Origin of the sequence: Paenibacillus endophyticus (assembly GCF_014192395.1) — a bacterium.
GTDB classification, from domain to species: Bacteria; Bacillota; Bacilli; order Paenibacillales; family Paenibacillaceae; genus Pristimantibacillus; species Pristimantibacillus endophyticus.
The window spans coordinates 590,228-604,286 of the sequence record NZ_JACHXW010000002.1; the positions used below are offsets into that span (position 1 = coordinate 590,228).

12 protein-coding genes are annotated in these 14,059 nt (G+C 49.4%); all 12 read right to left on the reverse strand.

The window, feature by feature from the left end; all coding sequences use genetic code 11:
* Positions 1 to 66: 66 nt before the first annotated feature.
* The 12 genes from FHS16_RS05310 to FHS16_RS05365 all read right to left on the reverse strand — a co-directional run bounded on the left by FHS16_RS05310 (position 67) and on the right by FHS16_RS05365 (position 14,022).
* Positions 67 to 600, reverse strand: coding sequence for a DoxX family protein (locus tag FHS16_RS05310; RefSeq protein ID WP_183559564.1), 534 nt, complete (start codon positions 598 to 600; stop codon positions 67 to 69).
* Between the two features lie 29 nt (positions 601 to 629).
* Positions 630 to 1,544 carry an L-lactate dehydrogenase gene (locus tag FHS16_RS05315; protein ID WP_183559566.1) on the reverse strand — a complete coding sequence of 305 codons (915 nt, stop codon included), beginning with the start codon at positions 1,542 to 1,544 and terminating at the stop codon, positions 630 to 632.
* Positions 1,541 to 2,329 (reverse strand): formate/nitrite transporter family protein, encoded by a 789-nt coding sequence (locus tag FHS16_RS05320; protein WP_183559568.1) that lies wholly within the window; start codon positions 2,327 to 2,329, stop codon positions 1,541 to 1,543. Before FHS16_RS05320 ends, FHS16_RS05315 begins: the two co-directional genes overlap by 4 nt.
* Positions 2,330 to 2,816: 487 nt before the next feature.
* Positions 2,817 to 3,104, reverse strand: coding sequence for a HesB/YadR/YfhF family protein (locus tag FHS16_RS05325; RefSeq protein WP_183559570.1), 288 nt, complete (start codon positions 3,102 to 3,104; stop codon positions 2,817 to 2,819).
* Between the two features lie 162 nt (positions 3,105 to 3,266).
* Entirely contained in the window at positions 3,267 to 5,519 is a 2,253-nt protein-coding gene (locus FHS16_RS05330; RefSeq protein ID WP_183559572.1) for an FAD-dependent oxidoreductase, read from the reverse strand.
* A gap of 8 nt (positions 5,520 to 5,527) precedes the next feature.
* Entirely contained in the window at positions 5,528 to 6,358 is an 831-nt protein-coding gene (locus tag FHS16_RS05335) for a carbohydrate ABC transporter permease (RefSeq protein WP_183559574.1), read from the reverse strand.
* Between the two features lie 12 nt (positions 6,359 to 6,370).
* Positions 6,371 to 7,252, reverse strand: a complete 882-nt coding sequence (locus FHS16_RS05340) for a carbohydrate ABC transporter permease (protein ID WP_183559576.1) — start codon at positions 7,250 to 7,252, stop codon at positions 6,371 to 6,373.
* A 498-nt stretch (positions 7,253 to 7,750) separates the two neighbouring features.
* Positions 7,751 to 8,365: a TetR/AcrR family transcriptional regulator gene (locus FHS16_RS05345; RefSeq protein ID WP_183559739.1), complete on the reverse strand. Its 615-nt coding sequence runs from the start codon at positions 8,363 to 8,365 to the stop codon at positions 7,751 to 7,753.
* A gap of 20 nt (positions 8,366 to 8,385) precedes the next feature.
* Complete coding sequence (locus tag FHS16_RS05350; protein WP_183559578.1) at positions 8,386 to 9,741, reverse strand: MATE family efflux transporter; 1,356 nt, start codon at positions 9,739 to 9,741, stop codon at positions 8,386 to 8,388.
* 184 nt (positions 9,742 to 9,925) lie between these two features.
* A complete protein-coding gene (locus tag FHS16_RS05355; RefSeq protein ID WP_183559580.1) occupies positions 9,926 to 11,707 on the reverse strand; it encodes a sensor histidine kinase in 1,782 nt (593 codons plus the stop codon).
* A gap of 80 nt (positions 11,708 to 11,787) precedes the next feature.
* Positions 11,788 to 13,113, reverse strand: a complete 1,326-nt coding sequence (locus FHS16_RS05360; RefSeq protein ID WP_183559741.1) for an ABC transporter substrate-binding protein — start codon at positions 13,111 to 13,113, stop codon at positions 11,788 to 11,790.
* Positions 13,114 to 13,275: 162 nt separating this feature from the next.
* The gene (locus FHS16_RS05365) at positions 13,276 to 14,022 is read right to left on the reverse strand and encodes a response regulator (protein ID WP_183559582.1); all 747 of its coding nucleotides are present in this window, start codon (positions 14,020 to 14,022) and stop codon (positions 13,276 to 13,278) included.
* Between the last annotated feature and the right edge of the window lie 37 nt (positions 14,023 to 14,059).

Below are 14,059 nucleotides of genomic sequence, written 5' to 3' on the forward strand. Positions count from 1 at the left end.
CGCGCCGGTTCCCATATGATTAGTCGATGTTTATCTGTTGTCTAAGCCATTGCTGCAAGCTTCCGCTTAACGCGGAAATCCGCTGCGGCCGATCTCAGGCGCCTTTCCGTTTTTCCTGAACTTCCCAACCAGCCTTCTCATGTACGGGATGACCCAGTAATCCAAACCAAATTTGCCGGCGTTGGCTCCTGCGGCGAATACGAGCACCCCGATCAGCAGCAGCCATGGATTTGTCGATACGGTTCCGGCAAACATAAACATAAAGTTCATGAGAAGCCCGAAGAAAGCGGCGACAGTCGTGAGCCCTCCCACAATAAGGCCAAGCCCCACCAAACACTCGCCAATGGGAATCAAAACGTTGATGATTTTGGCATTGGGCAATGCGACATGCTCCAGAAACGCGGTAAACGTTGGATAGATGAGCTCATTCGTGCCTTTGTCTATGACAGGATTGCCAATGGCGCCTTTCAAGAAACCGCTGGCGTCGAAACCTCCAAGCTTATGCCAGCCGGCGCTTAGCCACTGCCAGCCTAGATATACGCGCAGCACCAGCATTAAGCCTGCAGCATGCTTGTTATCGCTTAGCCATTTAATCGCCATGACGAACAGCCCCTTTGCATATGATTTGACTAGACCGAAATTGTTTCAATTAGATCCTTCAGCTTCCCTGCAGAACGATGCAGCAGCGCTTTCTCTTCCTCTGTAACCTTGATATCCAGTACCTCTCTTACGCCCTGCCGGTCTACAACGCAAGGTACGCCCATGTAAACATCGGACAAACCGTGGTAGTTTTCGACCAGCGTAGATACGTTGAGCACTGCCGACTCGTTGCACAGAATAGCCGTTACAATGCGATCCAGGGCGAGTGCAATTGCATAGTACGTTGCACCTTTTGCTTCTATGATTTCATAAGCTGCATCTCTCGTATGGATAAATATATCCGACTTTTCTTCCTCGCTGAGTGCGATAGACGAGCCCGCTACATTCGCTAGACTCCACACCGGAAGCTCGGAATCGCCATGCTCCCCGATAATATGGGCATGAACGCTGCGCGGATCGAGCTGCAGCTTCTCGCCAATTAAATAACGGAACCGTGCGCTGTCGAGCAGCGTGCCGGAGCCAATCACGCGATTAGTCGGCCAGCCCGACTTTTTCCAGCAGAAGTAGCTCATAATATCGACCGGATTTGTGGCAATAAGCAGGATTCCGTCGTCGTTGTATTTCAGCACTTCGGTTACGATGCTTTCATAGATCGCGACATTGCGCTTGAGCAGATTGAGCCTCGGCTCGCCAGGCTTCTGCGCTGCTCCTGCAGTAATAATGACAATGTCCGCGTCCTTGCAATCCTCGTAAGTGCCGGCCCATACCTTCGTATGACCTAGAAAAGGCATGCCATGATTCATGTCGAGCGCATCCCCAACTGCCTTGCCCGCGTTTGCGTCAATCAGCACCAGCTCATCCATCCGGCTGCGCAGCAGCAGCGTATATGCTGTCGTAGATCCTACCGCGCCTACGCCTATAACAACTACCTTAGTTTTTTTCATGTGTAATCCACCTCTTCGAATGGTTTATTTACGTAATAATACATAACACCCATGAGGACCGAGCCGCCGACCAGATTGCCAAGCGTTACCGGGACCAAATTATGAATCATGCCTCCGAGCGATATCGTTCCAGGATGATGAAGAACGAGTGCAATGGCGAAGGTGCAAAGATTGGCAATGCTGTGCTCATAGCCCGAGATAAAGAAACAGAAGACGAACAGCATCATGGCGAACAGCTTAGGACCGTCTCCGCGCAGCGACATTGGTACAAAGAAAGCTAGGCATACGAGCCAGTTGCAGAGCACTCCCCGGAAAAACAATTCCAGAACCGGAGCGTGAAGCTTCTTCTCCACGACGCTGAGCAGAAACCCATTGACCGACGCATCCTTGAACAATCCCGTCGACCAGATGAGAAGCGCGAACGCGACTGCGCCTAAGAAATTGCCTGCATAGCTGGCGCACCATAGCTTCAGGGCATTTGTCCATCGCATCTTGCCCCGCAGCGCCGTAAAGGTGTAGTAAAACGTATTGCCTGTGAATAAATCTCCTCCACCGTATGCAATGAGGATGATCGCTGCGCCGAACGTAATGGCTGCTATCGGGTACGTTAGCGGACTGTGCGTGACGTAGAAAAAGCTGCCCGTCTTGAAAGCCACGATAACTCCGAATCCGATAAACATGCTGGCAAGCATAGCTCGCAATATATATCTCAGCTTGCTCTGAAGAAATACCTTTTGTTTCTTCAAAGCGAGCTGCTCAACCCTTCTCAAAGGAATATGTTCCATTATTCAGCCCTCCCGCTTCCGCTGCTTTCTGCTGTTCTTGGCTGCTCTTTCCATACTTTTATTGTAGGAGTTTCTCCATCATTTGTATGTCGGGGTTCTCCCTGAACTATTGCTCAGGGTTTATCCGTAATGTCTGCTTGAGCGATAGGGATCCTCCCTGAGCATCCGTTATACGGCAAGCACCCCTTTGCATGCCATAACAAATAAAGAGCTCTCCATGGCCTCTACCTACGGCCTGAAAGAAAGCTCTTCCTGTAATAGAATAAACATGAGGTGCGTGCTCCGTAAAATATTACTCTAACTGAAGCCGTGCTGCGTAATGCAAATAACATATTCATCAGAACCAAATGCGCTGCTCGGAAGGTGTCATGTGCTAGACGCAAAAGTTTTAGGGGATTCAGAGAAAATCCGGATACCGGATTCTTTTGTTCTGTCGCATGCAAAAAATGCCTCTTCGCCAAATCGGCTCAGAGGCACCCGCTATTTATTATTCCACGGTCATTTTAATTTCTTCATGCTGCTCGTCATACGAAATCCGAAGCGACTTATTGTCCAAATACCATAGGTTGTCTTGTTCCATATAATACGTAATGCCGTCTACAACGGTTTGAAGCCCGATCTGTACGGGCTCATCCTTCGTCACGCCAAGCGATAATCCCGGATGAACGCTGCCGCACCCGCCTAGTCTGACGTAAATGCGAATCGCCTCGCCGTCGACAAGCCCCATTGCCTGTTTATAAAAACCGCCCGCTGCATCCTCTACCTCTAATTTCATTGCGGTTATCTCCTTCCACTGCTTACTCTATTCCATCATTGCGAATAAGCAGGGCGGTGTCAACCTTTTGCTTAGGATGCTTGGTCCGTATTGCAGCGTCCATAGGCTGCTTGGTCCCTATTGCGGCGTCCATAGGCGGCTTGATCCTTCTTGCAGCATATCTCAGCTATATGCGCTTACCCGTACAAGCTGGGCGAAGCTGGAGCCGTGCGTCTCTGTAATGACGACTCGCAGCGCCTTTGTGCTCAATTCCTGCTCCAGCCTCAGCACATTCAAGCGCCTGCGATTATTCCGTTCCGAAGCAACAACCACCCATTGTCCCGCCACCATCGCCTCAATCCGGTACGCCTTAACCATATCCGGCAAAACCTCAAACGGCGTGCGGTGATGGTGCAGATTGATTAAATCCTCGTTTACGTCAGCATTCCAAGTAAGCCGCAGCTCCGTAATGCGCTGGTCCCGTTCCCAATCCAGTCTCAGCCATTGTTCACCGAGCTCCATTAATTCCTCTGACATCCATAAATGAGGGCCGCCATATGGACGCACGATGCTGTCAACGGCTTTGGCCGGCGCATAGGCGCGCGTTTCTGCCTTCGCTTTGAAGCTAAACAATCGACCCGCCATATGCTTCATGCTCCACTCAATGACAGGCTGCCCCTCATCATGATCCTCCAGATCCTTGCTTGCATTCGGAGCAGCTTTCCGTTCGAAGGAAAGCACGCCTGGTATCGTCTGCTGTACGCTATGCAGTTTAACCTCTTCATTCTGCAAAATGACGAGAAAAGCATTTTGCGGCAGCTCCGGCAGCCAGCCAAGCTCAAGGCTCGCCCATTTCTTCTTTCCTTTGCTCAAGGCTACCCGTGCCTCCAACTGCTTGCTGGCAGGCACATAGTTCTCCATCCGTCCGGTATCCCACACCTCTACATACAGTTCCGTATCCTGCATCACGTCTACTAGAAGCTCTAAGCTCTCCAACCCCCCGTCAACGGGAAGCAGCATGCCTACATCATTAACCAGCGCATACTCGGTACCGCTTGTCTGGACTGCCGCGATATGCCGGAAATGGGACGATGCAGTCATAGTCGCTTGTTGTGCGATATCGAAGCCGTCTGCAATCGGGAGTCCAATTATCGAGGCATCCTGCTTAAGCAGCGTTTGCTGAAGCTCTTCCAGCCGTTCAGCATACAATTGCCGAGGCGTCAGGCTGCCCCGAACACATAAAGCGGCGGCTGTTCCTGCTGCCTCGCCCATAACCGCGCAGGTTGCCATCACGCGTGTTGTACCGAAGGCAACATGGCTTGCGCTCACATTGCGCCCTGCGAACAGCATGTTGCGAACATTCGCCGAATACAGGGAGCGGTAAGGAATATGATAGATGCCGTCCGCATGCATATGCTTCGAACCGCTTTCCGCCGCATACATCCCTTGAGGGGGATGAAGATCGATGGACCAGCCGCCGAAAGCAATCCGATCCTCAAACGGCGTTTGGGCGATAATATCGTTCTGGTTCAGCACATAATCACCGACAAATCGACGATATTCACGTTTCCCCGGCAGCGAGCCGACCCACTCCAGCGTCATCGATTCCGCTTCGAACTCTCCCGAGTTTTTGATATAATCCCAGATGCCGTATATGACCGACCATAGCTCGTCGCGAATTTGTTCGTTCGCATGAACTGTGTCAAGCTCCCCTCCCCATTCAATCCACCAATAATGGCAGCCAGAATCCCCGCTTCGAATAACACGTTTAATCGGAATGAGCGTCTTCGTAATATCTTTGGCAAAGCTCGGCGGGACGAACCTCACTGGATGACCCGCATCCTTCGTATAGAACAGCAGCGTACTGCCAAGCGTTATGTCATCGGCGATCTCAGGCGCCCATTCCTCATCATGCTCATGCCTTGCTTCCCTGCCAATGCGGTATTTCGCGCCAGCTAGAAATCCAACGAGACCGTCTCCCGTGCAATCGAGATAAATCGGGCTCTCAAACCGGATTTTACGCTCCGAGCCCATCATCCAGCCGGTTACGCTCTTAATAAGCCGGTCATCCTCCGGCCCATCCGCCTCCGCCTCATGCACATCGGTGTGCAGAAACAACTGGATGTTCGGCTCTGCCTTAACCAGCTCCAGCACGACCAAATCCCACAGGTACGGGTTGCCATCAGGGTTCTGATATTGATTTTCCAAAAATAATTCACCCATAATGCCCGTCTCCCTGGCATAGCGGTTCGTTCCGTGGGCCGTTGCCCCGCATACCCATACGCGCACCTCGCTGCTGGAGTTGCCGCCGAGTACGCCGCGGTTGTTGATCAGCGCGACTTTGCTGCCCAGCCTTGCCGCCGCTACAGCCGCGCATACGCCCGCTAACCCCCCGCCTACGACGGTGACATCCGAATAAACCGTTTCTTCTTTCATGCTTCCCATCATCCCTTCACCGCTGAATTCGTAATCCCTTGCACGATAAACCGCTCGCCGATAATGAATACGAGAAGCATCGGAACGATACCCGCTGAAGCCGCAGCCATCATCCCGTTGTAGTCCACGTTATTCTCCAGAATGAAATTTTGCAGGCCAAGCGGCACTGTGTACAAGCTCTCGTCAATTAGAAAGACGAGCGCGTTCTCATAATCATTCCAGTGCCACGAAAAGTCGATAATGGCGAGGGTAGCAAGCGCAGGCTTGGCAAGCGGAAGAATAAGCCGGAAAAAGATCCGAATATGTCCCGCTCCGTCAATAAACGCCGACTCCGTAATTTCCAGCGGGATCGACATGAAAAACTGCCTCATCATGAATACCCCGAATATCGTGAACATTCCTGGCAATATAAGCGCCCAATGCGTGTTGTAAATGCCCCAGCTGTCGAACATGAGAAACTTCGGAACGAACAGCACTTGAGGGGGAACCATCATCATAGACAGGTATACGACAAACAATGCGTTTCTGCCTTTGAATGCGACTCGCGAGAAGCCATAAGCCGCGAGTGCGGAGAGGAATGTTGCACCTACCGTACTGATCAAGGACACCTTCAGGGAATTCAAATAATACGTGGCAAAGCTTTTCGGACCCGTCCATACCTTAATGTGGTGATCCCATATCCATTGCGACGGAATCCAGCGAATCGGATATTCGAATACTTGGGCAGCCGTTTTGAACGAGGTGCTGAACATCCAAACAAAAGGCAGAATCATAATAATCGCAAAAAACGCCATAAGCACCGTCAGCCACCAGCGGCTTGTCTTCGTTAATAATTGCATGCGTTAGCCTCCTCAGTAGTGAACCCAGCGTTTTTGCCCCCACCATTGCACAAGGGTTATCAGCATGATAATAAAGAACAAAGCCCATGATATCGTCGCAGCGTAGCCCATCTCGTAATAGCGGAATGCGTTCTTGTACACGAATAGCGAGAGGATCATCGTACTGTTGCCAGGTCCACCTTGCGTAATCGCCTGAATGATGCCAAACGTCTTTATCGTCATGATCAGCCCCGTAATCATCAGCAGGAAGGTCGTCGGGCTGACCAAAGGCCATACGATCTTATAAATGATTTGATAAGACTTCGCACCGTCTATCTTCGCAGCTTCGAGCAGCTCGCCCGAGATTTCCTGCAAAGCAGCCAGATAAATGATCATGTTGTAGCCGAGCATAAACCATATCCAGATGATGTCGATTGCCAGCATTGAATACTCCGTCGTGGACAGCCAGCCTGGCGGATTATTGACACCAATTGCCATCAATACCGCATTAATTGGCCCTTGCTTCGGATGGAACAGCAGCATCCACACGAATGCAACTGCGACTCCACTCGTAATGTACGGCATGAAATAGAGTGCTCTGAGCGTTTTTTTGAAGAAGAGCTTTCGATTCAAGGCTAGCGCCACGAGAAACGCGAGTCCGATAGATACAGGCACCGCAAGCAAGAATACGAACGTGTTCTGGAGTGACACATAAAAAATATCATCGTGAAACAGCCTTTTGACGTTATCCAGCCCGATGAAACTCATTTTGGGAGCCATAAATTTATAATCCGTGAATACTAGGTAAAGCGAATAAATGGCTGGCAGAATGAAAAATAAGACGACGCCGAGCATATTGGGACCAATAAATAAATAACCGAGAAGCTGCTGCCGCTTCATCCAATTCCGTTTCATGGTTACACCTCACAGTTGGTTGATAGGATAAGTCTATCAGCTAGGCATTCGAATTTGAGGTAACAGAACAACCGACTTCATCCCACAAATCCACTCAATCCAGAAGCTCTCCCCCGGCTGCTATCGTAGAAATGTTCTATTACGGTATTTAGGCTAAACGGCAAACTGCACATAAACTACACATAAACCAGACATAAACTGCACATTTAAATGTTCTTCCGATCGCCATTGCTCAGGGATTCCTTTGAATCAACGAGGTAAGGCCCTAATCCCTTCACAAAAACGACCGCTAACGCTTCTCTAGAATCATTTAAATGCTCCGTCTACCACTTGCTGAACAAAGCAGCAAGTGGCCAAAATCAAAAAAAAAAAGCGATGCAGGGATAGCCCTCTGCACCGCTTCTTCATTGGATTTTCTTCTTCACGTTCTGATGATCCTCTTATTGCACTCCTACCGTACTCATATGGTATTCTTACGCATCTAGCGCATGGCAGTGGTTAATGCTCATTTTGGGGATTGGCGGCAGTAGTGCCGCGGAGAAACACGCTAACCGCTTTCCGATAAATCGCAAGCGTCGATTCATGGATAGGCGCGCGTTTGGATATTTCGCCAATGCCGATAAAGAGTCCTTCCAGAATAAAACTGAGCATGCGGGCATCGTCTGGATTTAATTCGCCCGAATCCATCGCTTCCTTCAGAATTCTCTCATTAAATTGCAGATGCTCCGCGTAATAGCGGCTGACCTCCTCTTGAACCTCACTGCGTCCCCACTCGCTGGAGAAGAACTCATCCATCGCTTTCGTTAGCGGATGATTCAGGTCATTGGCATCGAGATGCTCGGCATAGCCGTTCAGCTTCTCCTCGAACGTCACATAGTTTTTCTCCTGCTCCAGCCACTGGCTTTCCCATTCACGGCTCCATTCTTCCAGCAGATAGAGGAACAAGCCTTCCTTGCTTTGAAAGTGATAATAAATATTGCCTTTACTGCTTCCGGTTGCCGCAACGATATCCTCGATCGAGGTGGCCGCATAACCTTTTTGCGAGAACAATGCTCTTGCCGCATCGGCTACTCGTTTTTTGGTCTGTTCACTTTGCAGCTGCTTCTTGTTCATTGACACGATTCCTTCCTCCATCAGCTGTTCATGGGCAGCACACGCTCCCGTATTGCTTGCTTCTTATAATAAATAACAATCGTCATCAGCACAATGCATTCTGCAAGCGGAACGGACAGCCAAACCCCATTTACCCCTAAAAATCTAGGAAGCACGACAATGAAAATCAGCATCAGAATCATTTCGCGCGCTGCCGTTATCCATACCGCCATCTTCACATTGCCAATGGATTGGTAAAACGTCATCATCACGAAATTGATGCCCATGAATAGGTAAGCCATTACGAATATCCGCAACCCATTCTCCGCATGTTCCGTAACGCTGTCGCTAAAATTCCCAAACAGGCTTATGATCGGCATTGCTGCCAGCTGCATGATTGACAGCAACACGGCTCCCGCCCCGAGAGCTGTCGCAGTGGCAATCCGAATCGTACGCCGCTTCTTCTCCTCTTGCTTCGCGCCGTGATAGTAGCTGATAAGCGGCTGGATCGCCGAGCCCATTCCGAGAAAGGTCAGCAGCACTGTACTGTGGACGTAATTCAACAGAGCGAATGCCGATACCCCATCCGTACCTGCTATCGCTTCCAATGTCCGGTTATGCGATATCGTAAATACCGACAAGCCCACCTCGGACAGGAAACTTGGAAAACCAATAATAATAATGGCTAACACTATTTTTTTATTCCACCGGATACGGATTAGCTTTAACCGATTCGTTTTCTTGAAGAAATGGGAAAGCAGCACCATTAGGCCAAGAAACGCGGCAAGGATCGTACCGTAAGCCACTCCACCCACGCCCAGGTCAAGCACATAAAGAACGAAGAAATTAATAACCACATTGGACAAAGCGAATGTGATCTGCGCCATCATCGCCAGATTGGGGTTGCCGTCGTTGCGAACAAATACGCTCAAAGCATTCTCTATCGTAAACACAAAGCCAAACAACAGCATTACGTTCAAGTAGTCCGAAGCAAAAGGATACGTTTCCGCGTTTGCGCCAAGAGCGTATACCAATGCGTCTCGAAAGACAAAGGAAGTGACGCCAATGGCAAGCGTTGCGATAAAAATAATCGTAAGCGAATAGGAAAAGGCCGTGCGTGCTTGCCGCGTATCCTTTGCCCCCATATTTTGCGAATATAAGGTGGCGCCTCCGAGACCTACCCAGAGCGACATCGCTACAAACAGCGTGTAGACAGGGCTTGCGATCCCGATGCCGGCTAGCGCAGTAGAACCGAGCTTATTCCCGACCATAATGCCATCGATCGTAATATTAAGCGCCACTAGCAGCATGCCCAGCATGGACGGGATTAAATACTTGAGAAAGGATCGGCCAACGGATTGGTTGTCTAACGGGTTAAGGGAATGTTGATCATTCATAGGTGTGCTCCTGCTCCATCGTTTTATTTATACTGAACGTTCGTTTTGTATAATAACACAGAGCGGGATTTGTTTCAACTCTAAGCGGCTAGCCTTATTTGCGCAGAACCAGCTCTAGCGGTCCTCTTAAACGCCACGCCATCCCAAACCGTATAAAAAAAGAGCTATAAGCATTATAACCTGCTTATAGCTCCGAATCTTCTGCTTGGAATGGCCTAGACAGCAAAAACGGAAATTGAAGCCTAACCAGCGTTCCGTTCTCCGAAGATTCGATATACAGGCTGCCTTTATCCTTGAACAGGAGCCTCAGTCTCTCCTTGATGTTTTTCAGTCCAATGCCTTTTCGTTTCCTGCCGTTCTGCAGAGCCGAAGACTGCTCGCACCCAACTCCGTTATCCTGCACCTCAATGACTAAGCTATGCTCCTCATGCTTATAGATCCGAATCTGGATGTTGCCCCCCTCAGTCATGTGGGCGATGCCGTGCTGTATTGCATTTTCAATCAAAGGCTGCAGAGCCAGCTTCGGAACGAGCGCATATTCAATCGATTCATCATATTCGTACTGAATCGAGAAACGATGGTTGTAACGCATCTGTTGAATATAGATATATGCGCGAATAAGCTCCATTTCATCACGCAAATGAATCAAATCGACATCGGCATTCAAGCTCGTTTCCAGCAATTTTCCGAGCGACATGCTCATCTCGGCAATTTCATCCTGCTCGTTGCGAAGCGCGATCCACTTCATCGTATTCAGCGTATTCAACAGGAAATGCGGATTCAGCTGTGCAAGCAGCATTTGGAAATGGACGGCGTCCTTCTCCCGCTCCTCTGCCTTCAAACGCCGGATCAGGCCGTTCATATCAGCCAGCATCGTATTAAAGGTGTTTGCGAGCTCAAGCACCTCGCCCTTATAGCGCTTCTCCGGCAGCCGAATGTTCAAATCCATGCGAACTGCTTCCCGCATTTTCTTCTGCATATGCGATAATGGCCTCGTAAAGCCGTAGGCAATCATAAAGGCAATTAATATAAACGCGATTATAAAGAGAAAAAAGGTTAGAAAATATTGCTGCTTGAGCGTATACAGATCATCAAACAATATCGCAGAAGGAATTCGGTTGGCGATGTACCAATCGAGCGACTCCATATAGCTATAATTGATTAACGCTTCTGAACTGGAATCTATGAGGTAACCCTCCGGCTCCTTGCTCGCAACAATCTGCTCCATCACCTCTGCCGACAGCTGCTCGCTGTCAGCACCTTGCGCGACAGGCTCGCCGCCGCCAGTCATAAGAAAATATTCCTGACCGCCGGAGGAGTTGTTCAAGATCGACTTGAACCAATACGAATAATCAATGCTGACCCGGGCCAGCCCATAGGGCTTATGCTGTGAATCTCTCAATACGCCATAGAGTGACAGCAGCGTAGCGCTTCTCGAGAGATCAGAGAACAAATAATTGTCGTCGTTCGGCACCCATTGGTAAGGTGTACCCTTCTGCAGCGTTTCATCGAACCAGCGGCTTTGCCGCAGCGCCTCGTAATCGAGCGTCGCATTGGGCTGATAAGAGGTATATACATGGCCATGTAGGTCAAGCAGCGTGAAATAAACAGACGGGTTGTACAGGAAAAAGCTGTTGTTGATGCCTTTGAATTTTTCCTCCATAACATCCTTGTTCTCCAGCAGGCGATCAGCATCAGGTGTCTTAAGTAAATTCCGGACGACCGTATCCTGTTCCAAAAAAATAAGCGCTTTGAACGCAATGCTTATCTGATCCTGAAGCGTGCGCTGCAGGTTTTTAAGCTGCTCATGGCTTTGGTCGCTAATTTTTTCTTGAATGACCGACTCTATGCGCTGGAAGTTGTACACATTCAATATGCCGAACGGCAGCAGGATAAGCAGAAAAAAAGCAGCAAACAGACGATATTTCAGCTTATGCGGTATTAGCTTTTGTAACCATTCTCCCATACTGCCTTATGCCTCCTTTTGCAAAAAACCGTCCCCAAGCGCCATTCGGCGATTAGGGACAGCTATTACGAGCTATATGCTTATTTGGTTTGTTCCAAATAATCATTATGCCGCTTGACCATATTGGCCGTCGTCTGCGAGGCATCCTGGTTGCCCAAGAAATACTTCTCGTACTCTTGCGTAATCAGGTCCGTCACCTCTTGTGGAAGCTCGCGAACATGAGTAGGTGTCTTGTCCTCGAACAATACGTACATCAGTGATTCCTTGTCATACGTATCCGCTTTATCGCCAAGCAAATTAGTGAGCATTTCCTCTTGATCGGCATCCTTGGACGCTGGCAGCCTGCCTCCTGAAGCCATCGGCGCCATCCCGCCGTCTGCGTACCATTTCAGAAATTCCCAAGCTTCCTTCGTATAGGATGATTTGGCATTAATCGATATATAATCGCCCAACCCGCCGCGAGGGATATAGTCTGCTTGATTCTCTACCAAACGAGGAACCGGTGCGAAAGCAATCTTAAAGTCACGCGGGAAATCGGTGAAATTATTCGAGCTTCTCAGCAGCCAAGCACCGATATTAAGCATTGGCGATTCGCCTGCAAGAAACACATTCTCGACCGGGATTTTGGATGTGATTTGCTCGCCAAGCGGTGGAGTTGTTTGATCAGCCGTCATCATGCCGTTCATCGTCTCCAGCCATTTCGTTACGCTAGGTGAGTCCAGGTTCGATGTTCCATCCGCTTTGATGTACCCTTCCTTGGTCAGAGCAGCATCGATCGGATCGATAAACGGCTCCATATGCTGAACGAGCCCATAGCCATTCGCTGGTTTAAGCGTTTTGGCATACTCTCTCGCTTGATCCCATGTCCAGTCTTTCGGAACAGGAAGATTCGCCGCATCGAGCGCATCCTTATTCAAGGCTACAAAAAACGCGCTTCTCGTCGTAGGCATGCCATAGAACTTGCCGTTCACCTGCCAGCCTTCCGCATTGCTGCCCATTTTCTCTAATATGTTGTAGTCGGTGAACCCGCTTAAATCGAGTGCAACCCCTGCATCTATGCGCTTTTGGGTTTGCGTCAGCGTGTAATTCACGAATAAATCGACGTTCTGGCCAGTGAGCAAAGCCGTATCGAGCTTCAAGTTCCCGTCATCGTCATTAACGAAACGCACGTATTCAACCTGTACCTCAGGATGCTCTTTATTCCAAGCATCAACGACTGCCTGTGGACCTGACTCCGGCGGTACGCCGCCCCACATCATGAGCTTAACTGGCGCAGAGGAGCTTCCATTCTCCTTCGATCCGCCGTTATTCTGCTGATTGTCACCCTTTTCGCTGCTTCCGCCAGCGCAAGCGCTCAGTATCCCGATCAGCATGACGAATGTAAGTGAAAGCGTTATCCATTTCATTTTTTTCAATGCATTGACCCCCCGATTGTTCATTCGATTTTGGTTGCATATACAGAATAGCAAGCCGGAGGTTCTTCTTTTAAGGAACAAAACGATTGAATTCATGGAACAGATATATGCATAAACGTTCTCGGCAATCAAGGTCGCCATGACGGTTTTGTTCTATCTTTTGCGGTACTGGCTTGGCGTTGTGCCTGTGATTCTCTTAAATATTTTGATGAAATAGTTATCGTTCATAAAGCCTACCCGCTCGCCTATATCCGTTACGGTCAGGTCGGTTTGCATCAAATACTCCGTTGCCTTTACAATGCGGTACTCGTGCAAATAGCTAATCAGCGTCTGACCTGTCTTCTTCTTGAACAGCGCGCTTACATAGTTCTCGCCCATCATGACATATTGCGACAACGACTTGACCGAAATATCCTTTGCATAGTTTTCTTCGATATAGAGAAGAATTTTGCGCACCTCTGGATGAGGTGTTTTATCGAAAGGTATGGTCGCGGTAACAACGGGCGGCTTAGCCGCCTTCGCCTTCTGCAGCTCTGCATTGATCTTAAGCAACGTTTCCCGCAAGTCCTTAACGCTCATCGACAGCTTCAATATATAGTTGGATGCCCCGAACTCCATAGCTTGGCGCATGTATTCAAAGTCGCCCATACAGGTCAGCATGACGAACTTGGACGTGCAGCCTGCCATTCTCGCTTCCTTCAGAAGCTCGATACCATCCATGCGCGGCATGATAATATCAGTCAATACGAGATCCGGGGGATTCTCTTTGATCAGGGAGAGCGCTTCCAATCCGTCTCCGGCTTCGCCAGTCAAAGTAAAGCCCATTTCTTCCCATCGAATAATTTCGCGAATGGATTCGCGAACGAATACCTCATCCTCTACAAGCAAAACCTTCCACATCGGCGCGCCCCTCCTTTTGCACTCATTATAGCATCAG

Bases quoted from the DNA above. Each gene is read 5' to 3' on its own strand.
- FHS16_RS05310 (WP_183559564.1), bottom strand. From the start codon at position 600: ATGGCGATTAAATGGCTAAGCGATAACAAGCATGCTGCAGGCTTAATG.
- FHS16_RS05350 (WP_183559578.1), bottom strand. From the start codon at position 9,741: ATGAATGATCAACATTCCCTTAACCCGTTAGACAACCAATCCGTTGGC.
- FHS16_RS05355 (WP_183559580.1), bottom strand. From the start codon at position 11,707: ATGGGAGAATGGTTACAAAAGCTAATACCGCATAAGCTGAAATATCGT.
- FHS16_RS05365 (WP_183559582.1), bottom strand. From the start codon at position 14,022: ATGTGGAAGGTTTTGCTTGTAGAGGATGAGGTATTCGTTCGCGAATCC.
- FHS16_RS05345 (WP_183559739.1), bottom strand. From the start codon at position 8,365: ATGAACAAGAAGCAGCTGCAAAGTGAACAGACCAAAAAACGAGTAGCC.
- FHS16_RS05335 (WP_183559574.1), bottom strand. From the start codon at position 6,358: ATGCAATTATTAACGAAGACAAGCCGCTGGTGGCTGACGGTGCTTATG.
- FHS16_RS05360 (WP_183559741.1), bottom strand. From the start codon at position 13,113: ATGAAATGGATAACGCTTTCACTTACATTCGTCATGCTGATCGGGATA.
- FHS16_RS05320 (WP_183559568.1), bottom strand. From the start codon at position 2,329: ATGGAACATATTCCTTTGAGAAGGGTTGAGCAGCTCGCTTTGAAGAAA.
- FHS16_RS05340 (WP_183559576.1), bottom strand. From the start codon at position 7,252: ATGAAACGGAATTGGATGAAGCGGCAGCAGCTTCTCGGTTATTTATTT.
- FHS16_RS05330 (WP_183559572.1), bottom strand. From the start codon at position 5,519: ATGAAAGAAGAAACGGTTTATTCGGATGTCACCGTCGTAGGCGGGGGG.
- FHS16_RS05315 (WP_183559566.1), bottom strand. From the start codon at position 1,544: ATGAAAAAAACTAAGGTAGTTGTTATAGGCGTAGGCGCGGTAGGATCT.
- FHS16_RS05325 (WP_183559570.1), bottom strand. From the start codon at position 3,104: ATGAAATTAGAGGTAGAGGATGCAGCGGGCGGTTTTTATAAACAGGCA.